This window comes from Kitasatospora sp. cg17-2 (genome assembly GCF_054031055.1).
The window spans coordinates 7214463-7237684 of record NZ_CM132923.1; the positions used below are offsets into that span (position 1 = coordinate 7214463).

The following is a 23222-nucleotide window of genomic DNA, read 5'->3' on the forward strand; positions in this document are numbered from 1 at the left end:
GCGCTTTGATATCGCCGCCATTCGTGCGCCATACGTGCGGCATGAGTTCCCTCCGCGACGAATGCGCCGGCCTCGGCGGGCTTCTCCGGTATCCCGCGCCGACGGCCGGTCGGCCGTGCGCGGCGGGGGGATCCGCGCCGATCGACCGAAAGCCGCTCGGGGGGGCGATTCACGCTCCGCCGAGGCCGGAACGGCCTCGTGGAACGGCTGTTCGGGCCCCGGACGTCACCTCGGCGGCCCCGCTGTGACCGTCCGGGAAATCCGGTCGACGAACCGTCGGAACATCGCCGTAAGCCACTCAAAACGTCACCGGCAAGGTCGCCGAGAGGGTCCTGCATAGCGGGCGCATGGCGCACGGATGGCGGCGATATCAAGGCGTTCCGATAGCTTCCTCGGCGAGCCGCGAACACCCCTGCTTTCCCGGTGCGCCCCCTGTGGCACCTCGATATCCCTCCGATCCGGATCCCGGCCACCACTCCTCCCGATTCCCCTGCGAAGGAATGCCGTATGGACACTGGACTTGATCCTGGCGCCGTCGTCGGCCCGGTCGCCCGAGGTGCTCGGCGCGGGAGTCCCGGTACGACGCGGACCCTGCCGCCCGCCCTCCCGTACGAACTCTTCGACTGCCTCCAGGTGAACCTGGCCGTGCTCGCCGACCGGTGGCACGGCGCGGGGACGCACCTGGGCCTCGGCGCGGTGCTGCGCTTCGCCCCCGTGACCGGGGCCGACGGGCTGCCGACCGTCGCCCGGACCGTCGAGCAGCACCTCGCCGACGCGCGGAGTGCGCTCGGGATCGAGGTGCGCTCGCTGCACCGGACGTCCGGGGCGGCCGGTATCCCCCCGACCGAGGGGTGCTACGTGGTGGCGGACGCCTACCACCTGCCGTGGGTGCCCTACTTCCGGCAGCGCCACCTGGACCACAGCTTCCTGGCCGAGGCCGCCGGCCAGGACAGCCAGGACGGTCAGGACGGCCCGGACGGTGTGAGCGTGGTGGACGGCTACCACAACGAGACCCCGTGGGGCAGCGCCCGTCCCGGGCAGTGGTCCCTGTCCGCCGCGGACCTCCTCGCCGCCGTGCCCGGCCCGGCCCTGGTCGCCGAGCTGGCGCCCGCGGCCGGCGGGCCGGGCACGGTGACCGCCACCGCGGACCTCGCGGGCCCCGGGGCCGTGGACGCGTACGTCGACGCCTACGCCCGGCACCCCGACCGGAACGCGGCCCTCGGCCGGCTCACCCTGGAGACCTGGTTCCTCGCCCGGTCCCGCCGACTGCACGCCGCCTTCCTGGCGGCCTCGGGAGCGGCACCCGACAGCGCCGTCGACGCCCATCTGCGCGTCTGGGGCGCCCTCACCGAACAGACCTACCTGGCCGCGCGCCGGGTCGAGCGCGGCCGCACGGAGCCCCCGGGGCTGCTGCCCCGCCTCCGCGAGCAGCTGCACGCGGACGGCGCGCTCCTCGGCACGGCCCTCGCCGCCGCCCCGGCCGCCGGCGCCGCCGCCGGGCCGCCCGCCGCGGTGGGCGCCGAACTGCGCGGCGCCGTCGCCGCCGTGGCCGCGGCGGTGCTCGGCACGCCGGTCGGGCCGTTGCTGGCCGGCCGGTCCCTCGGCGAGGTACCGCAGTTCAGCTCCTTCCGGATCGTGGAGATCATCGAGCGCCTGGAGGAGGAGCTGCGGTTCGAGTTCGACGCCGCCGACCTGGTGCCCGAGAACCTGCACGACATCGACGCCATCTGCGCGATCGTGCGGCGGTCCCCGTCCGCCGGGCCCGCGCTCGCCCGCCTCGGAGAGTCCTGATGACCGATCGACCCGCCACCCCGCCGCGGCCCGACCTGCTGCACGAACTGCTGGACGAGGCGGCGGAGCGCTGGCCCGACCGCCCGGCCGTGACCTGCCACGGTCTCACCGTCACCTACCGGGAACTGGCCGACGCCAGCCGCCGGGTCGCGACCTGGCTGGGCGAGCTCGGCCTGCGGCGCGGGCAGCGGCTGCTGGTCAGCGCCCCGTCGTCCACCACCGTGCCCGCCCTGGTCCACGCCGCCTCGCGGCTGGGCGTGGCCTTCTCGCTGCTGCACGAGCAGGTCCAGGGCAAGCAGCTGGAGCACGTGCTCCGGGACAGCGAGCCCACGCTCGTCATCAGCGACTCCGTGCTCAACCAGGCCACCGCGGAGCAGCACTGCGTCGGCGCCGAGGACCTCGCGACCGCGACCGCCCGCGCCTTCGACCCCGAGGGCCCGCAGGGGCCGATCCCGACCGCGCCGCTCCCGGTGGACCCGGTCTGCCTGATCTACACCTCCGGCACCACCTCGCTCCCCAAGGCCGTCGTCAGCACCCACCAGCAGCTGGTCTTCTCGGTCCGGGCGATCCAGCAGGTGCTGGGCTACCGGCCGGACGACGTGGTCTACAGCCCGCTCCCGCTCTCCTTCGACTACGGCCTCTACCAGCTCTTCCTGGGCGCCCGCAGCGGAGCCCACGTCTGGCTGGGGCGTCCCGCCGAGGTGGGGCCGCCGCTGCTGACCAACCTGCTGGCCGCGCGCGCCACCGTGCTCCCGGCGGTCCCGGCGGTCGCCGACGCCCTGGGGCGGCTGCTGAGGCGCGCCGGGGACCGCCGGCCCCCCTTGCGGATGCTGACCAACACCGGCGCCGCCATGCCGCAGGACGCGCTGGCCGTGCTCCGCGCGCACCTGCCCGGGCTGGACGTCCATCTGATGTTCGGGCTCACCGAGTGCAAGCGCGGCACCATCATGCCCGCCAACGGTGACCTGGCCAGGCCGGGTTCCAGCGGCCTGGCCCTGCCCGGCACCGAGGTCTTCGTCGTCGACGAGGAGGGGAAGCGCCTGCCGGCCGGCGAGCACGGCGAGATCGCGGTCCGGGGCCCGAACGTCATGTCCGGCTACTGGCGGCAGCCCGAACTCACCGCCCAGCGCTACCCCAGGACCGAGGGGCTGTTCCCCGAACTGCGCACCGGCGACTACGGCCGGGTCGACGAGGACGGCTACCTGTACGTCGAGGGCCGGCGCGACGACGTCTACAAGGAGAACGGCTTCCGGGTCAGCGCGGTCGAGGTGGAGGCGGCGGCCCGCCGGCTCCCGGCCGTCGCCTCGGCGGCGGTGCTGGCCCCGGACGGCTCCGCGCCCACCCGCCTGTTCGTGACCGTCACCGACGGATCGACCGGCGCCGACGTGCTCCAGGCGATGCGCCAGGTGATCGAGGAGTTCAAGATCCCGCGCGTCTGCGTCGTGCTGCCGGCCCTCCCGCTCACCGGCAACGGGAAGGTCGACCGCAAGGCGCTGGCCGCCCTGGCGAACGAGGTGTCCCGTGCCCGTAGTTGAGCAGCACACCGGTGTGCTGCCGGTCCCGCTGGCCGACCTGGCGGGCGTCCCGATGCCCGCGTACGTCTACGACACGGCGGAGGTGCGCCGCAACCACGCACTGCTGCGCGCGGCCCTGCCGGAGCGCACCGGCCTCTACTACTCGCTGAAGGCGAACCCGCACCCGGCGCTGCTGACGACCCTGCGCGGGTGCGGCACCCGGCCGGAGGTCTGCTCGACCGGCGAGCTGCACGCGGCGCTCGACGCCGGCTGGGATCCCGCCGACGTCCTGTACACCGGGCCCGGCAAGTCCGACGACGAGCTCCGCGAGGCCCTGGCCCGCGGCGTGCGGCTGTTCTCCGTCGACTCGCCCTACGCGATCGAGCAGGTGGACCGGATCGCCGCCGGGTCCGGGGCCACCGCCGAGTGCCTGCTGCGGATCAACGACGACCAGCCGGTCCCCGGCCAAGGCCTGGTCATGACCGGGGTCGCCTCGCAGTTCGGCGCGGACACCGGCTGGGTGACGGGCGAGCCGGAGCGGTTCCGGGACCGGCCGCGGGCGGCGGTCGTCGGACTGCACCTGTACATGGGCACCAACCTCACCGAGGTCGACGCCCTGTACGGCCAGTTCCGGCGCTCCCTGGACACCGCCCGGCAGCTGACCGAGCTGCTGGCCGGCCAGGGTTCGCGGCTGCGGACCCTGGACCTCGGGGGCGGATTCGGCGCGCCGTTCGCCAAGGAGGGCGCGGCCGTCGACCTCACCGCGCTCCGCCCCCGCCTGGAACGGCTCTTCGACGAGGAGCTGTCCGGCTGGCGCGACGGGGCGCCGGAGGTGGTGTTCGAGTCCGGCCGCTACCTGGTCGGCACCGCCGGCACGCTGGTGACCCCCGTCCTGGACGTGAAGCGCTCCCGGGACCGGGACGTCGTCGTCCTCGCCTCCGGCATCCACCACCTCGGCGGGATGTCCGGCCTGCGCCGGCTCCCGCCGCTCACCCCGCAGGTCGTCCGCGCCGCCGGCGGCCCCGACGCCGCCCCCGAGCTGGACGCCATCGTGGCGGGCCCGCTCTGCACTCCGCTCGACACCTGGGCGCGCAGCGCGAAGCTGCCGGCCCTCGCCCCGGGCGACCTGGTCGCCGTGCCCAACGTCGGCGCCTACGGACTCCACGCCAGCCTGATCGGCTTCCTCGGCCACCCGCTGCCGGCGGAGGCCGTGGTCGACAGCGACCGTCCCGGCGCCGCCCCGGTCACGACCCGGGTGTCACTGACCCGCAGCCCCGTTCCCGCCGCGTCCGGCCCCACCCCTGGAATCCCTGGAACCCCTGGAACCCCTGGAGCGAACCGATGAGTGCACCGCTGGACCCCCGTTTCACCGAACTGCTCACGCCCTTCCTCAAGTTCCTCGGCGATCAGGAGATCACCGCCGGGACCGCGCTGCGGGAACAGGGGCTGGACTCGATGCAGGCCATCGAGCTCCTCTTCGCCATCGAGGACACCTTCGACGTGGCCCTGCCCGACGAGGACATGAACGACGCCACCTTCGCCACCGCCGGCACGCTCTGGGGCGTCATCAGCGCGGCCTCGGAAGCGGGCCCGGCGTGAGCGCGGCCGTGGCCGGGCCCGAGGTCCTCACCGGACCCGTGCCCGCGGCTGTCGCCGAGTCCGAGCCCGGGGCCGTCGCCGGACCGACGCCCGAGCGGCTGGCCGAGCTGACCGCCCGGGTCGCCGCCGTCACCGCCGAGCACCTGGACCGGACCGACCGCGACGCCGTCTTCCCCGTCGAGGCGCTGGCGGAGCTGCGCCGCACCGGGCTGCTCGGCCTGCTCGTCCCGGCCGAGTACGGCGGGCTCGGCGGCAGCACCCGGGACATGGTCGAGGCGTCCGTCACCCTCGGGCGCGCCGACATGTCCGTGGCGATGATCTTCGCGATGCACTGCCAGCAGGTCGCGGCGGTGGTCCGCCACGGCAACGAGCGCCTGCGCGGCGAACTGCTGCCCGGCGTCGCCGAGGGCCGGACCTACCTCGCCTCGGTCACCACCGAGGCGGGCAAGGGCGGCCACCTGCTCACCGCCGAGGCGGCCCTCGACACCGCCGGCGACGAGCTGGACGTGGACCGGTTCGCGCCCATCGTCACCGGCGGCGCGCACGCCGACGGCTTCCTGGTGACGATGCTGGCGCCGGGCGCCACCTCGCCGAACCAGGTGTCGCTGGTCTACGCGCACCGCGACCGGCTCACCGTCGAGGAGACCGGCGACTGGCAGCCGCTGGGCATGCGGGCCAGCCACAGCGTCGCGCTGCGCCTGCGCGGCCGGGTTCCGAGCCACCACGTGGTCGGCGAACAGGGCGGCTTCCGGACCGTCGTCACCTCGGTCTTCGGCCCGATGGCGCACCTGGGCTGGTCCGCCGCCTGGCTCGGCACCGCGGCCGGCGCGCTCTCCCGGGTGCTGCGGATGCTGCGCTCGCGGGAGAACCGCAACCGGGTCGACCTCGACTCCGAGCTGCTCCTGACCAGGATCTCCGAGGCCCGTCGCCGCCTGGACACCGTGCACGCCCTGCTCCTGCGGACCGAGCGGACCGTCGCCGGGAGCGCCGATCTGAGCCTGCCGAGGATCCAGCTGCAGCTGAACGCGCTCAAGATCACGGCCGCCGAGGAGTGCTTCGCGGTGGTCGACGGTCTGATCGAGGCGGTCGGCATGCGGCACGGCTACCTCAAGGGCTCCCCGACCCGCCTCGAACAGGCGCTGCGGGACCTGCGCTCGGCGTCCCTGAACTACAGCAACGACCGGCTGCACCTGACGGACGGCAAGCTCGCCCTCCTCGACCCCGAGGTGCGTTTTGTCTGAGCTCGCAGCGGCGGACCCCGGCCTCGCGCCCGCGGACGGGGAGGTGCCACCGGACGACTGGCGGCGACTGCTCGCCCGGGCGCTGGCCGGTGTTCCGGCCGGCGCGCCGGCGCCCGCCGTGTGGCGGGCGCTCGGGGAGGCCGGCGTCCTGCGCGGGCTGTACCGGGACGGCAACGCCCTGGGGCCGGTCGTGGACCCGGCCCGGCTGGGCGACCTGCTCCGGACGGTCGACGCCCGCGGCGACAACGGGGCGACGCTCAGCGTGCTGGTGCAGGCGGCCAGCGCGCTGCCGATCCTCGGCTCCGGCCGCTCCCGCACCGCCGCGGCGGCGCCCTCCCCGGTCACCGCCGCCCAGGAGCGGGTCCTGACCGGGAGCGCGCAGGTGGCGCTCGCCGCCACCGACGAGGCGGCGCCCGGCTCCGACCTCAGCGGGCTCGGCACCGAGCTGCGCTTCGAGGACGGCGGGCTCGTGGTCCACGGCGGCAAGCGCTGGGTGACCAACGCCCGCGGTGCCGAGTTCCTGCTGGTCCTGGCCCGGCGCCGGCCCGGCCGGCACTTCACCGACTTCAGCTGGGTCCTGGTGCCGGCCGCGGCGCCGGGCGTCACCGTGCGGCCCGCGGCGACCGGCCTGCTCGCGAACGCGGCGACCGGGCACGTCACCCTCGACTCGGTGCGCCTGCCGGCCGACCACCTGGTCGGCGCGAACGGCCGCGGCCTGGCCGTCTTCGCCCGCCACATGAGCACCGAGCGGCTCGCCGGGGCGCAGTGGGCCGTCGCCCTCACCGGCCGGGTGCTCGCCGACACCCGCGAGCGCCTGCGCGGCCGGACCGTCGACGGGCAGCCGCTGTGGCAGAACCCGGTCGTCCGACGGGACTTCGCCGAGTGCCTGGTGCGCGTCGCCCAGCTGCGCGCACTGTGCGAGGACCTCGCCGGGACGGCCGCGAAGGGGCAGAACCTGTCGGCCGGCGCCCTGCTGAAGTCGGCCGTCGGCCTGACCGCCGACGCCGTGCTCGCCCGGTGCGCCCAGCTCCAGGGCGCGGACGGCTTCGCCGCGGGCGGCGCCCAGACCGTCCGGGCGGAGGCCGCCGTCCTCGGCATCGGCGGCGGCGTGACCGAGCTGATGCTCGACAGCGTGGCCGACCAGTCCGAACAGCTCCTGGCGGAGTGGCGGACATGACGGCGGCGGGGGGCACCGGGGCGCCCGGCGGCCGGTACGAGGTCGCGGACGGGGTCTGGGTCATGTACCGCGCCGACCGGACGGCGACGGACCCGGCGCGGCCCGGCCGCGACCGTCCCGGCCACGCCGACCACCCCGACCGCCCCGACCGCCCCGACCGCCACGGCCACCCCGGCCACCGCGACCACGAGGACCTCGACCCCGACGACCTCGCCCAGGCCCGGGGCCTCCCGCCCTGGCGGGCCGAGCAGTTCCTGACCGGCCGCGCCACCCTGCGCCGGCTCCTCCGCGAGGTGCGCCCCGACCTCGCGGCCGCGCCGGTCCGCCCGGACCCGCGCGGCCGCCCCGGCCTGCTCGGGCATCCGGACGTCGGCGTGAGCATCTCCCACGACGGCGGCCTCAGCGCCGCCGCCGTGGCGCCCGGCCGCCGGGTCGGCGTCGATCTGCAACTCCCCTCCGGCGAGCCGTCCGCGGGCATGCTCCGGCGCTGCCTGAGGGAGCACGCCGCCCGGATCGAAGAGCTGCCCGCACCGGAGCGGGCCCGCGAGTTCGCCTGGGTCTGGACCGTCCAGGAGTCCTGCGTCAAGGCGGCGGGCACCGGCCTGGCCGGCCGCCCCTGGGCCGTCGCCGTGACCCCCGGCCACCGGCACGGCCGCTGGGGCCGCTACCGGTGGATCAGCCTGCGCGACGCCTCCCCGGTCCCGCTCAGCTGCGCCTTCACCTCCCTCGCGGACCCCGGAGCCGGGGACCGCGACCACGCCCCGTCCGCCGACCCGGAGTACTGATGTGCCTGACGCCCTGACCACCACGCCCCAGCTGAGCTGCTACACCACCAACCTGGTCCACTACCTGGCGGCCGAGGACCCCGCCGTGCCCCACCGGTTCGCCGAGGTGACCCGCCTGGCGGTGCGCACCGACCTGCCCGCCGGAGAGCTGGCCTTCTCGCACCACGCCCGGATCGACCTCACCCCGGACGGCGGTGGGCTGGCCTACCGGGGCGCCGCCGACTGGAGCGCCGCCCGGGAGCTGCTGCGCGCCGAACTGGCCGCCAGCGGCTCGGTGCTGGCCGCCGCCAGTACCGAGCGGCTCAGCTGGGCGCCCGGGTACGGCCGGGCCGCGGCCCCGCACTGGATCCTGGTGCGCGGTGAGCGCGACGGTTCCTGGGAGGTGGCCGACCACTTCGCGGCGCTCACCCCGCACGGCGAACAGGAGCCGTTCCTGGGCCGGCTGGACGACGCCGAACTCGCGCTCGCCCTGGCGCCGTTGGCGGAGCCCGGGCCCGAGATGCTCCGCCGGGACGCGATGGCCCTCGGCTCGGCCACGGCCGTCCCCGCCGGGCGCCAGTACCGCTGGCTGGTGCGCACCCGGGACGCCTCCGCGTCCGCCCGGGACCCGCACCCCGGCGCGGCGGACGACGGGCGGTGGCTGCTCGAACCGGCGGCGGCGCTGTCCCACGTCCTCGCGGCGCTCCTGGCGGACCCGGCGGCGATCGCCCGCCACGCGGACGACCTGTGGGCCGCCGCCCGCCACTACGCCTACCGGAACGAGGTCCTGGTCGCGGACGGCCTGCTGGACCCGGAGCGGGCCGCCGCCGAGACCGAGGCCTGGCAGGAGGTCCCCAGGGTCCTCCGGATCGCCGCCATGTCCGCGGCGCGCGGCCGGCCCCGGCCCGGTCTGGTCGCGGAGGCGTTCACCGAACTGATCGCCGCCGTCGAGAAGTCCGCCGTCGAGAAGTCCGCCGTCGAGACGTCGGCCGTCGAGAGGTCCGCCGCCGCCACTCCTGTTCGGGGACGGCCGTGAAGCAGAACCTCTACGAGTGGTTCGCCGCCTCCGTCGCGGAGTTCCCGGACCGCACGGCCCTGGAGATCGGGGCGGAGCGCCTCACCTACCGGGAGCTCGACGACGCGGCCGGGCGGATCGCGGCGCGGCTGCTCACCGCGACCGGCGGGGTGCCGCGCCGGGTCGGCCTGCTGGCCGAACGCAGCGTCGTCGCCTACGCCGGCTATCTCGCGGTGCAGCTCCTGGGCGCCACGGTCGTGCCGCTCAACCCGGCCTTCCCGGCCGCCCGGCACGCCGCGATCGTGACCGCGGGCGGGCTCGACCTCGTCCTCGCGGAACCGGTCGAGGGGAAGGCCGACGGGGAGGCTGGCGCCCCGGAGCTGCCGGTCCCCGTGCTGACCCTCGCGCACCCGCCGACGGCGGCGGACGGGTACCAGCCTCCCCGGCGCGGGCAGGCCGGGCCCGGGTCCACCGCCTACGTGCTGTTCACCTCCGGCTCGACGGGCGCGCCCAAGGGGGTGCCGATCCGGCACGGCAACGTCGGCGCCTACCTGGAGCACGTCGTGGCGCGCTACGAGCTGGGGCCCGGGAGCCGGCTGTCGCAGACCTTCGACCTCACCTTCGACCTGTCCGTGTTCGACCTGTTCGCCGCCTGGGGGAGCGGCGCCACCCTGGTCGTCCCCACCCGGCGCGATCTGCTGGCGCCGGTGCGGTGGGCGGCGGAGGCGGAGCTCACGCACTGGTTCTCCGTCCCGTCCATGGTGTCCTACGCGCGCCGGATGCGGGCCCTGCGGCCGGGGTCCCTGCCGACCCTGCGGTGGAGCCTGTTCTGCGGCGAGCCGCTGACGCTGCAGCAGGCGGAGGCCTGGGCCGCGGCGGCACCGCACAGCACCCTGGAGAACCTCTACGGGCCGACCGAACTCACCATCAGCTGCGCGGAGTTCCGCCTCCCCCGGGAGCCCGCGTCGTGGCCCCGTCCCGCCAACGGAACGGTCCCGATCGGGGCGCTGTACCCGGGGCTGGAGCATCTGCTGCTGGACCCGGAGGGGCGACCGGCCGAGGAGGGCGAACTCGTCGTCCGGGGCCCCCAGCGCTTCCCCGGCTACCTGGACCCGCTGAACGACGCGGGCCGCTTCCTGCTGCACGACGCCGCCACCGGCACCTCGGTCCCGCACACCGGGGACGGTCCGCCGACCCCCGAGCACTGGTACCGCACCGGCGACCGGGTGGCCCGGCGGGACGGGCTGCTGGTCCACCTGGGGCGGACGGACCAGCAGGTGAAGGTGCGCGGCTACCGGATCGAACTCGGCGAGATCGAGGCCCTGCTGCGCGCCCGGCCGGGTGTCCGCGACGCGGTCGTGCTCGCCGTCCCGGACCCGCGCGCCGGGCTGTCCCTGGAGGCGGTCTGCACCGGCCGGGACCTGCGGCCGGAGCTGATCATGGCGGACCTGCGCTCCCGCCTGCCCGAGTACATGCTGCCCCGGCGCATCGCCGTGCTCGACGAGCTGCCCCTGAACACCAACGGAAAGATCGACCGACAGGCCGCGGCCGCCATGATCGCCGACCGGCGCTAGGGGTGGTCGGACACCCCCTGGCCACCGCCCGGTGCGACCGGCCCGCCGCAGGCCGAAAGGAGCGTCATGAGGACCGAGGACCGCGTACCGAGCCGGCTGAGCGTCTCCGCCGAGGAATACCGGCATGCCATCTCCCGGCTGCCGACCGCTGTCGCCGTGATCACCTCGGCCGGACCCGTCGGGTGCACGGCCAACGCGGTCATGTCCCTGTCCCTGGACCCGCCCAGCGTGCTGCTGTCCCTCGCCACCACGAGCCGGACGCTGGCGCAGATCCGGGCCGAGGGGTGCTTCGCGGTGAACGTCCTGTCCTGGTCGGACCGGCGGCTGGTCGCGCAGTTCGCCACCGGCACCCCGGCGGAGCGCTTCGCCGACGTGCCCTGGTACCCGGTGGACGGGGTGCCCGTACTGACGGAGGCGTCGGTCGCCATGGTCTGCACCGTGCGGGAGACGGTGCAGCTCCTGGACCACACGCTGATCGCGGGCACGGTGACGTGGGCACGGGCCGACGACACACCGACGACCGTCCTGTTCGCGAAGCAGCAGTACGCCGTGGGCCCCGGCACGACGGGCGACGTCCGTTGACGACGCCCCCGCACCGTCCGCCGGGGCCGCGGCAGGCCCGCGAAACCCCCTTACCCAGAAAGCAGGGCTAACCTGTGCCCATCCCCTTGCCAAAGTCGTTGAGCATCCTGCGGGACCGCCCCTTCCGGCTCCTGTGGACCGCTCGCAGCGTCTCCGCGCTGGGCAACGCCCTGATGCCGGTGACGGTGGTCTTCGCCATCCTCCACTCGGGCGGCACCGCCGTGGACGTCGGCATCGTGCTGACCTGTCAGGCGGTCGGCCAGGTGGTGATGCTGCCGGTGGGCGGGGTCTGGTCGGACCGGCTGTCGCGCAAGCTCGTCCTGATGGCGACCGACGCCGTGCAGGCGGTCTGCTACGGCCTGCTCGCCGCGATGGTCTTCCTGGACCACGCGGCGGTCTGGCAGTTCGGCGTCACCTACACCGTCGCCGGCATGGCCTTCGCCTTCTTCACCCCGGCCTCCCGGGCGGTCGTGCCCGAGCTCGTCGAGTCCGGGAAGCTGCAGCCGGCGAACGCCCTGCTCGGCCTGACCGACCACAGCACCAAGGTGCTCGGCCCGGCCGTCGCCGCGCTGCTGCTGGCGGTCTCCACCCCGGGCATCGCGCTCCTGATCGACTCCCTCAGCTTCCTGCTCAGCTTCGTCCTGGTCTCCCGGATGCACCTGAGCAAGCCGCTGGAACGGCCCGAGCAGCAGCACTTCTTCACCGAGCTGCGCGAGGGCTGGGCGATCGTGGCCGAACGCCGCTGGTACCTGGCCAATCTCTTCGCCTGGGGCGTCTGGAACTTCGGGCTCGCGTTCTTCTTCGTCCTGGGCCCGGTCGTGATGGAGAACGGCCACGGCGGCGCCACCGGCTGGAGCATCGTCCTGATGACCGGCGCGGTGGGCTCCATCCTCGGCGGGCTGGCCGCGCTGCGCTACCTGCCGCGGCGCCCCCTGGTCACCACCAACGTCCTCGCCCTGGTCGGCATCGTCCCGCTGGCCCTGCTCGCTCCCCCCGCCCCGGTCCTCGTCGTCGCCGTCGGTGTGGCCCTGACCTTCGCCACGACCGCGCTCGGCGGGGAGGTCCTCGCGACCACCCAGCAGCAGCTGTTCCCCAAGGAGATGCTGGCCCGGGTCAGTTCGCTGGACTGGATGATCTCGCTGATCGCCATGCCCGCCGGCTACGCCGCCGCCGGCCCGGTCTCCGAGCTCCTCGGGCTGCGCACCACCCTGCTGGTGATCGCGGCGATCATCGGTACGCCGTGCGTGCTGCTGAACCTGTCGCGCGGCGTGCGCTCGGTCCAGCGCCTCGCCGACGGCACCATCGGCATCGTCGGCGAGCGGGACGCCGCCGCCGCGCCCGGGGGCTCCCCGGTCCCCGCTCCGGCGGCCCCGGCCGAGGCGGCCGGCCCGTCGGGCAGGTGAACGGGCCGACCGCGTCGACCGATTGACGGTCCTTCCGACCTCCCCCGTCGCGGTCCGTTCTCCCTTGACACCGACCATGCACACGCCATGGTCGGCGTCAAGGGAAAAACGGATCAAGCCAATAAAATTGTATACACCTGTCGGCTCAAGTACCGTTCCCCGTGCGACTGCTGGCCAGTACAGGGAAGACGGGGGGTGACGACGGACGCGTGGTCGACCGCCCGGAGTGACGGGGGATACGGACGGCTATGCGCTACACATTGCTAGGACCGGTCGGGATGGACTACCAGGGCACGACGGTGGCGATAGGACGCCCCCGCTGCCGGGCCGTCCTGGCCTATCTGCTGCTGCACGCCAACCACGTGGTGTCCACGGGGCAGCTGATCGACGCCCTGTGGGGCGGCTCGGAACCGCAGACGGCCCGGTCGCAGATCCAGGCCGACATCGCGTCACTGCGCAGGGCCTGCCGCGACGCCGGGGCCGAGATCCCGATCGAGAGCCGGGCCCCCGGCTACTCGATCGCCGTCGACGACGGCGAACTCGACCTGGACGTCTTCCGCGACGGCATGGCCCGGGCCCGCCAGGAGGCCGCGCGCGGCGACAGCTGCTCGGCGGTGCGCCGGATCCGCGAGGCGCTCGCGCTGTGGCAGGGCATGCCGCTGGCCGACATCGCGGTCAGCTACGCCGAGTCCGCGCAGACCCAGCTCACCAGTCTGCGCCTGACCGCCTACGAGGACCTGGCGGACCTGGAACTCGCCGCCGGGCACTACGGCGCGCTCATCGACGACCTGATGCCGCTGGTCGCGGCGCACCCCCTGCACGAGACACTGCGGGGGAAGCTGATGCTCGCCCTGTACCACTCGGGCCGCCAGTCCGCGGCGCTGGAACAGGCCCGCGAACTGCGCTCGTTGCTGGCCGAGCAGCAGGGGCTCACCCCGAGCCGCAGGTTCACCGACACCGAGCAGGCGATCCTGCGCGCCGACCCCGCCCTGGACACCGTGCCGCCCGCCCGGCCGGCCCGGGCACCGTCCGCGCCCGCCGGGGACGAACCGGCCCCCGTGCCCGCGCCGCCGGTGGACGGCGCGGCCCCCGAGGCCGCGGAGGCGCCGCCGGCACCACCGGTGCCGATGGAGCTGCCGTCGGCGCCACCGTTCGTGGGCCGCCGCGGCCTGCTCGACCAGCTCGACGACTTCCTGACCGGGAGCCTGGCCGACCGAGGGATCGCGCGCACGGTCGCGGTGGTCGGTCCCGCCGGAGTGGGCAAGACGACGCTGGCCGTGCACTGGGGCCGCACGGTGGCCGACCTCTTCCCCGACGGCCAGCTGTACATCGACCTGCGCGGCCACGACACGCGGCCCGCGATGACCCCGGCGCAGACGATCGCCCGGGCGCTCCGCTCCCTGGGGCTGCCCCAGGACGCCATCCCGGTGGAGGCCGACGAGCTCGTCGGCCTGTACCGCTCGACGGTCGCCGACAAGCGCCTGCTGGTCCTGCTCGACAACGCCCGGTCGGTCGACCAGGTCCGCCCGCTGCTGACCACCGGGCCGGGCTCGACCACCCTGATCACCAGCCGGGTCCGGCTGACCGGCCTGGTCGTCCGCGAAGGGGCGAGCCAGGTGACGGTCGAACCGATGCCGCCGCAGGAGGCCGAGCAGCTGCTCGAACGCATCCTCGGCGCCGAGCGCCTGCGGGCCGAACCGGGCGCGGCCCGCAGACTGGCCGAGGCGTGCGGACGCCTGCCGCTGGCGCTGAGCATCGCGGCCGCCAACATCGCCAACCACCCGCTGGCGTCGATCGCCGACCACATCGGCGCCCTGCTCCAGGGCAACCGCCTGGCCGCGCTGCAGACCCCCGGCGACAGCGACAGCACCATGCAGACCGTCCTCGGACAGTCCTACGACGCCCTGGACCCCGACACCGGGCGGCTGTTCCGCCGCCTCGGCCTGCTCCCGGGCCCGGACTTCACGATCGCGGCGGCCTCGGTCCTGGCCGGCCTCACCCGGGGCGAGACCGCCCGGCTGGTGGACCGCCTGCTGGACGCCCACCTGATCGGCGAATCCGCGGCGCACCGCTTCGTCCTCCACGACCTCACCCGGCTGTACGCCCGGGCGCGCGCCGAGGCCGAGGACCCCCGGTCCGACCGCGAGACCGCGCGCGGGCGGCTCACCGACTGGTACCTGAGACGGACCCTCGCCGCCCAGGCGGTGGCCTTCCCCGCCTACACCCGGATGTCCGGCGCCGAGCACTCCCCCGACGGGGAGTTCGACACCGCGGCCGAGGCCCTGGCCTGGTTCGACAGCGAGATCCAGAACCTGATCGCCACCCTGCACGACGACCCCGTCGGGCCGCACGTCTGGCAGATGGTCGACGGACTGCACCCCTACTTCGCGACCCAGATGAACGTCGGCGACTGGATCGACGCCGCCAACGCCGCCGTCATGGCCGCCGAACGCCTGGGCGACGCCAAGGGCCGGTTCAGCGGCCGGTACAGCCTGGCGCACGCGGACATGAGCGTGAGCGACTACCCGAAGGCGATGGACGGCTTCCGGACGGCCCTGTCGATCGCGCGCTCCATCGACCACCGCCACGGCATCGACGGCTGCGAGAACTTCATCGCGCAGATCCTCGCGCTCACCGGCCACCTGGAGGAGGCCGCCGACCGGCTGGAGTCGGCGATGTCCGAGGCGAGGACCGCCCTCAGCGCCTCCAGCACGGTGATCACCCTCTCCCGGCTCGGCGAGGTCTACTTCGAGTCGGGCCGCCTGGCCGACTCGCTGCACTTCCGCCGGCAGGCGCTGGAGCTGGTCACCAAGTCCGGCGCCCGCGACCAGGAGCCGTACGTCCTGGTCAATCTGGCCATGGTGAAGCACGCCCTGGGCGGGCTGGAGGAGGCCGAGGCGCTGTACACCCGGGCCCTGGTCGGCCTCCGGGAGTTCGGCGACGCGGACGTGGAGTCGGTGGCCCTGAGCGAACTCGCGACGGTCCACCTGACCGCCGGACGGCCGGAGGCGGCCCGGGCGTGCGCGGAACACGCCTGGCGCCTGGCCCGGGAGCTGGAGGCGCCGCGCTGGAGCTGGCTGGCGCGCGGCGTCCTGGCGACGGTCGACCGGGATCCGGAGGGCCACCGGTCGGCGGTCGCCCTGGCGGCGGCCTCGGGGAACCCGGGCTGGCACAGCCGGGCCCTGGTGGCGGCCGCCGCCACGGCCGAGGCGCTGGGACGCCCCGAGGCCGCCCGCGACTGCGCGCTCCAGGCGCTGCGCCTGGCGGAGACCTACGGCTTCCGGCTGTGCGAGGCCGACAGCCTGCTGATCCTGGCCCGGACCCAGAGCGCCCGGGGCGCCTCGGCCCACGACTTCGCCCGCCGCGCGCTGACCATCCACCAGCAGAACGGGCACCGGCTCGGCGAACGCCAGGCGCTGGCCCTGCTGGAGGAGTGGGGGGCGGTCGTGATGCCCAACCGCCTGACCGCCCTGATCCCCGGCCCCGCCCGGCACCCGGCACCCTCCGCCGGCGTCCGCGTCCCGCGCCGCAGGGCCCCCGGTCTGCGCCTGGGTGAGGCGTCCTGACCGCTGTCCGCGCCCGTCCCACCGCCCGTCCGCACCGCTCGCCCCCCGGTCCGCCGGGGGACGGGCGGTGCGGTCAGCCGTGGAAGGCGGTGCGGGCGGCGAGGACCCGGAGGGCGGTCTCGGACCAGCGGATGTTCTCGCGTTCGAACGCCATCCCGCGCAGCAGGGTGAGGTAGGGGCCGACGCGCTCGGCCTCGGCCAGGTGCTGCTCCTCGGTCCGGCCGTCGAGGAGCTTGGCCTGCAGGCGCTCGTAGCGGGCGAGCTTGGCGCGGGCCCACTCCAGGCGTTCGGCCACGGCGGCGCGCACCGCGCCGGCGTCACCGGCGTCCACGCTCTGGACCTTGACCATCAGCTCGTCGCGGATGGTGGTCGGCTTGTTCGAGTGCTCGGCGGTGTAGGCGTGCACGGCGGCGAGCCCCGCCTCGGTGAGGGAGAAGAGCCGCTTGTTGGGGCGCCGCTCCTGCTCGACGACCCGGGCGGAGATGAGGCCGGCGGCCTCCATCCGGTCCAGCTCGCGGTAGAGCTGCTGCGGGGTGGCCATCCAGAAGTTCGCCACCGAGGCGTCGAAGCCCTTGGAGAGGTCGTAGCCGGAGGCCTCGCCCTCCAGGAGGGCGGCCATCACCGCGTGCCGCAGAGCCATGCGGTCACGCTAGCAGCCACTAGTCAACAAGGCGACTAATGGCTATGGACAGTGCGCTCCCGACCGCTCCATACTCGCCGGTACACCTACTCAATTCGATGACTAGGGACCGGAGACCTCCCATGCACCCGTTCCGCAAGGCGGTCGAGGACCGCGACGCCCAGGCCATGACCGATCTGCTCGCCGAGAACGTCGTGTTCACCAGCCCCGTCGCGTTCAAGCCCTACCCCGGCAAGGCGATCACCGGCGCGATCCTGCGCGGCGTGCTGCGCGTCTTCGAGGACTTCGCCTACGTCCGCGAGATCGGCGACCCCGACGGCCGGGACCACGCTCTCGTGTTCACCGCCACCGTGGGCGGCAAGCGGCTCCAGGGATGCGACTTCCTCCACCTCGACGAGGACGGGAGGATCGACGAGCTCACCGTGATGGTCCGCCCGCTCTCCGCCGCGCAGGCGCTCGCCGCCGCGATGGCCGCCGAGTTCGACCGGATCGCCGCCGAGGCGGCGGAGGCCGCAGCGGCCGATGCCACCGACGCCACCGGGGCGGCCGACCGGTGAGCGACTTCGACGCCGTCGTCATCGGCGCCGGCAACGCCGGGCTCACCGCCGCCACCAGCCTCCAGCTCGCCGGCCTGCGCACCCTGCTGGTCGAGCGGCACAACCTGCCCGGCGGCTGCGCCACCTCCTACCGCCGGGGCCGCTTCGAGTTCGAGGTCGCCCTGCACCAGCTCTCCGGCGTCGGCGCCGAGGGGCAGCCCTTCACCCTCCGCGGCCTCTTCGACCGGCTCGGCGTCAGCGACAAGCTGGAGTTCGTCGAGGAGCACGACCTCTACCGGGCCGTCGTCCCCGGCCGCTACGACGTCACCCTGCCCGCCGACTGGCAGGGCACCACCGACGCCCTGGCCGCCGCCTTCCCCGGCAACCGGGACCGGATCGAGCGCTTCCTCCAGCTGGTCAGGGACGTCACCTTCTGGCAGATCGCGGCCATCCGCGGCATGCCGCCCGAGCAGGTCGACCCGGTGCTGTTCCGGTACGGGCTGCGCCCGGTCAAGGACGTCCTCGACGAGTTCTTCGACGACCCCGGCCCCAAGTCGGTGCTCGGCACCTACTGGACCTACCTCGGCCAGCCGCCCTCCCGGCTCGCCTTCCAGGACCTCGCGCTCACCCTCTACGCCTACCTGGAGTACAAGCCCTGGCACCTCGTGGGCGGATCCCAGGCGCTGTCCACCGCGATCCTCGACTCCTTCCTCGGCGCCGGCGGACAGGTGCGCTTCAACACGGCCGCCACGGCCCTGCTCACCGAGCACGGCCGGGTGACCGGCGTCCGGCTGGACGACGGCGAGGAGGTCACCGCCCGCGACGTCGTCTCCAACGCCTCGCTCCCGGTCACCTACGCGATGCTCGGCGCGGACGCCGTCCCCGCCGCCGTCCGCGAGGACCTCGCCACCCGCCGGACCGGCGTCTCCGGCGTCGTCCTGCACATGGGCCTCGCCGCCACGCCCGCCGAGCTCGGCTTCACCACCAGCACCACCTTCGTCCACGCCGACGAGGACGAGGAGCGCACCTACGCGGCCACCCGCACCCTGGAACCCGCCCGCGGCATCTGCGTCACCTCCTACGACGTGGCCCCGATCGGCTTCGCCCCGTCCGGCGCCACCCACGTCAGCCTGATGACCCTCCAGTACGGGGACCACTGGGCGAAGATCCCGCCCGCCGACTACGCCCGGACCAAGTTCGCCTACGCGCAGACCCTGCTCGACCGGGTCGAGGCGGTCGCCCCCGGCATCCGCGACGCGATCGAGGAGGTCGACGTCGCCACCCCGCTCACCCTGGCCCGCTACCTCGGCCACCCCGGCGGCGCGATCTACGGCTACGACCAGGACCGCACCGAGGGCTGGCTCTTCCGCGACAGCGAACGCCGCAGCCACGTCCCCGGACTGCACCTGGCCGGCTCCTGGGCCGGACCGGGCGGCTTCCAGCCCACCCTCGAAGCCGGCGCCCGCGTCGCCCGGCGACTGCTCCGCGCCAGGGACGCGGCCTGAGCCCGGCCCCGGTCCCGCTTGCCCGCCCGCCCCAGGTGCCCGCCCCAGGTTGGAGAACGCCCGTGAGCCACCCCATCGCCTCCCGCTTCGACGACCACGACGCGGTGCGGGCCGATCTCGAAGCCCGCCCGCGCCACGCCACCGACCCCGCCGCGAGCGCCGCCGCCGTCGACGCCCACCACCCCCGGCAGCTGCGCCTCACGGTGGCCGAGGTCGTCACCGAGACCGTCAGCACCAGCACCTTCCGCCTCCGCCGCCCCGACGGCGGCGACCTGCCGCCCTTCCTCGCCGGCCAGTACGTCGGGGTGTTCGCCGACGGCACCAGCCGCCCCTACGCCATCGCGTCCAGTCCCGCCCGCACCGACCACTGGGACCTGACCGTGCGCCGGGTGCCCGGCGGGCGGATCAGCAACCACCTGATCGACACCCTCGCGCCCGGCGACACCCTCACCACCACCGGCCCCACCGGGACCTTCCACCACAACCCGCTCTTCCACGGCGAGGACGTCGTCTTCCTCGCCGGCGGCTCCGGCGTCGTCCCGGCGATGAGCATGGTCCGCGAGATCGCCGACCGGGGCCTGACCCGCCGCTTCCACCTGCTGTACGGCTCGCGCAGCGCCGAGGACATCGTCTTCCGCTCCGAACTCGACGCCCTCGCCGCCACCCACCCCGGCATCCACGTCCACCACGTCGTCCAGCACGCCCCCGCCGACCGGACCGGACCCACCGGCCTGCTCACCGGGCCCCTGGTCGAATCCCTCGCCGGACCGCTGGCCGGCCGCACCGTCTACGTCTGCGGACCGCAGGCCCTCTACCCCTACGCCCTGCGCCAGCTCGCGGCCCTGGGCCACCCCCGCCGCCGGATCCGCTTCGAGGCCAACGGCGCCCCCGCCGACCCCACCGCCCAGCCCCACTGGCCGACCGGCACCGACCCGGCGACCGAGGTCGCCGTCACCGCCCGGGGCCGCACCTTCCGCACTCGCCGGGACCGGCCCCTGCTCGACGCCCTGGAGGACGCCGGCATCCGCCCCGAGGCCGCCTGCCGCTCCGGCGAATGCGGCCTCTGCCGGATCCGGGTCGTCAAGGGCCACGTCCACACCGCCACCGAGGCCCGCCTCCGCCTGTCCGACGAACGCTTCGGCTACACCCACTCCTGCGTCGCCTACCCGATCACGGACACCGAACTCGACCTCTGACGGAGCGCCGCGCACGACGGGAAAACCGGGGGAGACCGACGCCCGGCCGTGCCAGGATCGCACGATGGCCTTCTCATCATCAGGACGGGTTGCGACCCAAGTACTGGACATCGGCTACGAGTTCGCCGGCGAACCCGGCGCCGCCGGGACGGTGGTCCTGCTCCACGGCTTCCCCTACGACGTCAGGGCCTTCGACGGCGTCGCCGCACGCCTCGCGGACCGAGGCGCCCACGTGCTCGCACCGTATCTGCGCGGCTTCGGGCCGACCCGGTTCCGGGACCCCGCGACACCCCGCTCCGGACAGCAGGCGGCGCTCGCCCAGGACCTCGTCGACTTCATGGACGCGCTGGACATCGGGAGCGCCGTCCTCGCGGGCTACGACTGGGGCGGCCGGGCCGCCTGCCTCACCGCCGCGCTGCACCCCGAGCGCGTCCGCGGCCTGGTCACGGTCGACGGCTACAACGTCCAGGACCTCGCCCACGCCGGAGAGCCCGCCGCCCCGGCCTGGGAGAGCACCTACTGGTACCAGTACTACTTCCACTCCGAGCGCGGGCGCCTCGGTCTGGAACGCAACCGCGACGAGCTGTGCGAGCTGCTCTGGCGCTCCTGGTCGCCGACCTGGGCCGACGCGAGCGCGGCCTTCGCGGCCAGCCGCGCGAGCCTGCACAACCCCGACTTCGTCGATGTGGTGATCCACTCCTACCGCCACCGCTTCGGCCTGGCCGAGGGGGACCCGCGCTACCAGGGACTCGAAGACCTCATTGCCGCCCTGCCGCCGATCACCGTTCCCACCGTCGTCCTCGAAAGCGGAGCCGACGGCGTGGCCGGCCCGAGCGCGGCGGACGACCGGGACTGCTTCACCGGTCCGTACGAACACCGCCTCCTGCCGGGCGTGGGCCACAACGTCCCGCAGGAGAGCCCCGAGGCCTTCGCCGATGCCGTCGCCTCCCTTCTGACCCGTTGACCCGCCGAGTCTCGCCCCGGCCGGCCCGGGGCGATGCTCGGCGGCGACGACTTGCTCCGTCCGCGAGGGAGGGGTAGTGTTTTCTAGTCGCTCGACAGGGAGCACCGGACACGCAAACGCGCGGACGGTCCCGGGGCGAATAATCCTCTGGAAATACCAACGACACCCGGCTCCGGGTTTATTTGGCGTGTCCATTTATGGGGATTAGGGCCGGATTCGCTTTTCGGAGCGGGGGTCGGCTACAGTTCGGAACGTCGGACGGGGCGCAAGCCGCAGAAGACACCGGCGAGTCGGGCGAATGAAACTCCGGAAAACGGAGCGGAAAACATCTGATAAGCTGGGAAAACGAAAGAACGAAGCGCCCGGAGGGCCGGTGTGAAAGCCGCCTGAAGGAAGTGTCCGTTCCTTGAGAACTCAACAGCGTGCCAAAAGTCAACGCCAGATATGTTGACATCCCCGGCCTCGGATTCTTCCGGGGTTGGAGATTCCTTTTGAAGTAAAACACTAGCGAGGACGCAGTGCGCGGGATCACCCTATTCCGGTGGTTGCCGTGCCGCTCGACGCGAGTGCTGACCGGATTACCGGTAATCATTCACGGAGAGTTTGATCCTGGCTCAGGACGAACGCTGGCGGCGTGCTTAACACATGCAAGTCGAACGGTGAAGCCCTTCGGGGTGGATCAGTGGCGAACGGGTGAGTAACACGTGGGCAATCTGCCCTGCACTCTGGGACAAGCCCTGGAAACGGGGTCTAATACCGGATATGACCTGGGACCGCATGGTCCCGGGTGTAAAGCTCCGGCGGTGCAGGATGAGCCCGCGGCCTATCAGCTTGTTGGTGGGGTAATGGCTTACCAAGGCGACGACGGGTAGCCGGCCTGAGAGGGCGACCGGCCACACTGGGACTGAGACACGGCCCAGACTCCTACGGGAGGCAGCAGTGGGGAATATTGCACAATGGGCGAAAGCCTGATGCAGCGACGCCGCGTGAGGGATGACGGCCTTCGGGTTGTAAACCTCTTTCAGCAGGGAAGAAGCGCAAGTGACGGTACCTGCAGAAGAAGCACCGGCTAACTACGTGCCAGCAGCCGCGGTAATACGTAGGGTGCGAGCGTTGTCCGGAATTATTGGGCGTAAAGAGCTCGTAGGCGGCCTGTCGCGTCGGATGTGAAAGCCCGGGGCTCAACCCCGGGTCTGCATTCGATACGGGCAGGCTAGAGTGTGGTAGGGGAGATCGGAATTCCTGGTGTAGCGGTGAAATGCGCAGATATCAGGAGGAACACCGGTGGCGAAGGCGGATCTCTGGGCCATTACTGACGCTGAGGAGCGAAAGCGTGGGGAGCGAACAGGATTAGATACCCTGGTAGTCCACGCCGTAAACGTTGGGAACTAGGTGTTGGCGACATTCCACGTCGTCGGTGCCGCAGCTAACGCATTAAGTTCCCCGCCTGGGGAGTACGGCCGCAAGGCTAAAACTCAAAGGAATTGACGGGGGCCCGCACAAGCAGCGGAGCATGTGGCTTAATTCGACGCAACGCGAAGAACCTTACCAAGGCTTGACATATACCGGAAACGGCTAGAGATAGTCGCCCCCTTGTGGTCGGTATACAGGTGGTGCATGGTTGTCGTCAGCTCGTGTCGTGAGATGTTGGGTTAAGTCCCGCAACGAGCGCAACCCTTGTTCTGTGTTGCCAGCATGCCTTTCGGGGTGATGGGGACTCACAGGAGACTGCCGGGGTCAACTCGGAGGAAGGTGGGGACGACGTCAAATCATCATGCCCCTTATGTCTTGGGCTGCACACGTGCTACAATGGTCGGTACAAAGGGCTGCGATGCCGCGAGGCGGAGCGAATCCCAAAAAGCCGGCCTCAGTTCGGATTGGGGTCTGCAACTCGACCCCATGAAGTTGGAGTTGCTAGTAATCGCAGATCAGCATGCTGCGGTGAATACGTTCCCGGGCCTTGTACACACCGCCCGTCACGTCACGAAAGTCGGTAACACCCGAAGCCGGTGGCCTAACCCGTAAGGGGAGGAGCCGTCGAAGGTGGGACCAGCGATTGGGACGAAGTCGTAACAAGGTAGCCGTACCGGAAGGTGCGGCTGGATCACCTCCTTTCTAAGGAGCAATATGCCGCTTGCAGGCGAATGTCCTGCAC

Annotated in this window: 17 protein-coding genes and 1 rRNA gene; 17 read left to right on the top strand and 1 reads right to left on the bottom strand. The window is 73.3% G+C overall.

Annotated elements, in window-relative coordinates:
* The first annotated feature begins 507 nt into the window (after positions 1 to 507).
* The 12 genes from ACW14Y_RS30355 (at position 508) to ACW14Y_RS30410 (ending at position 16226) form a co-directional block, all read left to right on the top strand.
* Complete coding sequence (locus ACW14Y_RS30355; RefSeq protein ID WP_456984053.1) at positions 508 to 1791, top strand: hypothetical protein; 1284 nt, start codon at positions 508 to 510, stop codon at positions 1789 to 1791.
* Positions 1791 to 3326, top strand: coding sequence for a class I adenylate-forming enzyme family protein (locus ACW14Y_RS30360; RefSeq protein ID WP_380309039.1), 1536 nt, complete (start codon positions 1791 to 1793; stop codon positions 3324 to 3326). The genes ACW14Y_RS30355 and ACW14Y_RS30360 overlap by 1 nt, the downstream gene beginning before the upstream one ends.
* Positions 3313 to 4650, top strand: coding sequence for a type III PLP-dependent enzyme (locus ACW14Y_RS30365; protein WP_456984054.1), 1338 nt, complete (start codon positions 3313 to 3315; stop codon positions 4648 to 4650). The genes ACW14Y_RS30360 and ACW14Y_RS30365 overlap by 14 nt, the downstream gene beginning before the upstream one ends.
* Positions 4647 to 4904 (top strand): phosphopantetheine-binding protein, encoded by a 258-nt coding sequence (locus ACW14Y_RS30370; RefSeq protein WP_380309043.1) that lies wholly within the window; start codon positions 4647 to 4649, stop codon positions 4902 to 4904. The genes ACW14Y_RS30365 and ACW14Y_RS30370 overlap by 4 nt, the downstream gene beginning before the upstream one ends.
* Positions 4901 to 6145: an acyl-CoA dehydrogenase family protein gene (locus ACW14Y_RS30375; RefSeq protein WP_456984055.1), complete on the top strand. Its 1245-nt coding sequence runs from the start codon at positions 4901 to 4903 to the stop codon at positions 6143 to 6145. Before ACW14Y_RS30370 ends, ACW14Y_RS30375 begins: the two co-directional genes overlap by 4 nt.
* A complete protein-coding gene (locus ACW14Y_RS30380) occupies positions 6138 to 7322 on the top strand; it encodes an acyl-CoA dehydrogenase family protein (RefSeq protein ID WP_456984057.1) in 1185 nt (394 codons plus the stop codon). The genes ACW14Y_RS30375 and ACW14Y_RS30380 overlap by 8 nt, the downstream gene beginning before the upstream one ends.
* Positions 7319 to 8107, top strand: a complete 789-nt coding sequence (locus ACW14Y_RS30385; RefSeq protein WP_456984058.1) for a 4'-phosphopantetheinyl transferase family protein — start codon at positions 7319 to 7321, stop codon at positions 8105 to 8107. Before ACW14Y_RS30380 ends, ACW14Y_RS30385 begins: the two co-directional genes overlap by 4 nt.
* Position 8108: 1 nt before the next feature.
* Positions 8109 to 9122 carry a hypothetical protein gene (locus ACW14Y_RS30390; RefSeq protein ID WP_456984060.1) on the top strand — a complete coding sequence of 338 codons (1014 nt, stop codon included), beginning with the start codon at positions 8109 to 8111 and terminating at the stop codon, positions 9120 to 9122.
* Positions 9119 to 10675: an amino acid adenylation domain-containing protein gene (locus tag ACW14Y_RS30395; RefSeq protein ID WP_380389298.1), complete on the top strand. Its 1557-nt coding sequence runs from the start codon at positions 9119 to 9121 to the stop codon at positions 10673 to 10675. Before ACW14Y_RS30390 ends, ACW14Y_RS30395 begins: the two co-directional genes overlap by 4 nt.
* 66 nt (positions 10676 to 10741) lie before the next feature.
* Positions 10742 to 11257, top strand: coding sequence for a flavin reductase family protein (locus ACW14Y_RS30400; protein WP_380309055.1), 516 nt, complete (start codon positions 10742 to 10744; stop codon positions 11255 to 11257).
* A 98-nt stretch (positions 11258 to 11355) separates the two neighbouring features.
* Positions 11356 to 12660 (top strand): MFS transporter, encoded by a 1305-nt coding sequence (locus tag ACW14Y_RS30405; protein ID WP_380389296.1) that lies wholly within the window; start codon positions 11356 to 11358, stop codon positions 12658 to 12660.
* Positions 12661 to 12938: 278 nt separating this feature from the next.
* On the top strand, positions 12939 to 16226 hold the full coding sequence (locus ACW14Y_RS30410) for an AfsR/SARP family transcriptional regulator (RefSeq protein WP_456984063.1): 3288 nt from the start codon (positions 12939 to 12941) through the stop codon (positions 16224 to 16226).
* A 73-nt stretch (positions 16227 to 16299) separates the two neighbouring features.
* On the opposite strand, the gene ACW14Y_RS30415 is transcribed toward ACW14Y_RS30410, so the two are convergent.
* A complete protein-coding gene (locus tag ACW14Y_RS30415; protein ID WP_380309061.1) occupies positions 16300 to 16866 on the bottom strand; it encodes a PadR family transcriptional regulator in 567 nt (188 codons plus the stop codon).
* Between the two features lie 122 nt (positions 16867 to 16988).
* On the opposite strand from ACW14Y_RS30415, the gene ACW14Y_RS30420 reads away from it, so the two are divergent.
* The 5 genes from ACW14Y_RS30420 (at position 16989) to ACW14Y_RS30440 (ending at position 23182) form a co-directional block, all read left to right on the top strand.
* Complete coding sequence (locus ACW14Y_RS30420; protein WP_380309063.1) at positions 16989 to 17423, top strand: nuclear transport factor 2 family protein; 435 nt, start codon at positions 16989 to 16991, stop codon at positions 17421 to 17423.
* The gene (locus ACW14Y_RS30425) at positions 17420 to 18907 is read left to right on the top strand and encodes a phytoene desaturase family protein (RefSeq protein WP_380309065.1); all 1488 of its coding nucleotides are present in this window, start codon (positions 17420 to 17422) and stop codon (positions 18905 to 18907) included. Before ACW14Y_RS30420 ends, ACW14Y_RS30425 begins: the two co-directional genes overlap by 4 nt.
* Positions 18908 to 18969: 62 nt before the next feature.
* Positions 18970 to 20103 carry an FAD-binding oxidoreductase gene (locus ACW14Y_RS30430; RefSeq protein ID WP_456984066.1) on the top strand — a complete coding sequence of 378 codons (1134 nt, stop codon included), beginning with the start codon at positions 18970 to 18972 and terminating at the stop codon, positions 20101 to 20103.
* Between the two features lie 64 nt (positions 20104 to 20167).
* Positions 20168 to 21067 carry an alpha/beta fold hydrolase gene (locus ACW14Y_RS30435; protein ID WP_456984068.1) on the top strand — a complete coding sequence of 300 codons (900 nt, stop codon included), beginning with the start codon at positions 20168 to 20170 and terminating at the stop codon, positions 21065 to 21067.
* A gap of 591 nt (positions 21068 to 21658) precedes the next feature.
* A 16S ribosomal RNA gene (locus tag ACW14Y_RS30440) occupies positions 21659 to 23182 on the top strand.
* Positions 23183 to 23222 lie beyond the last annotated feature (40 nt).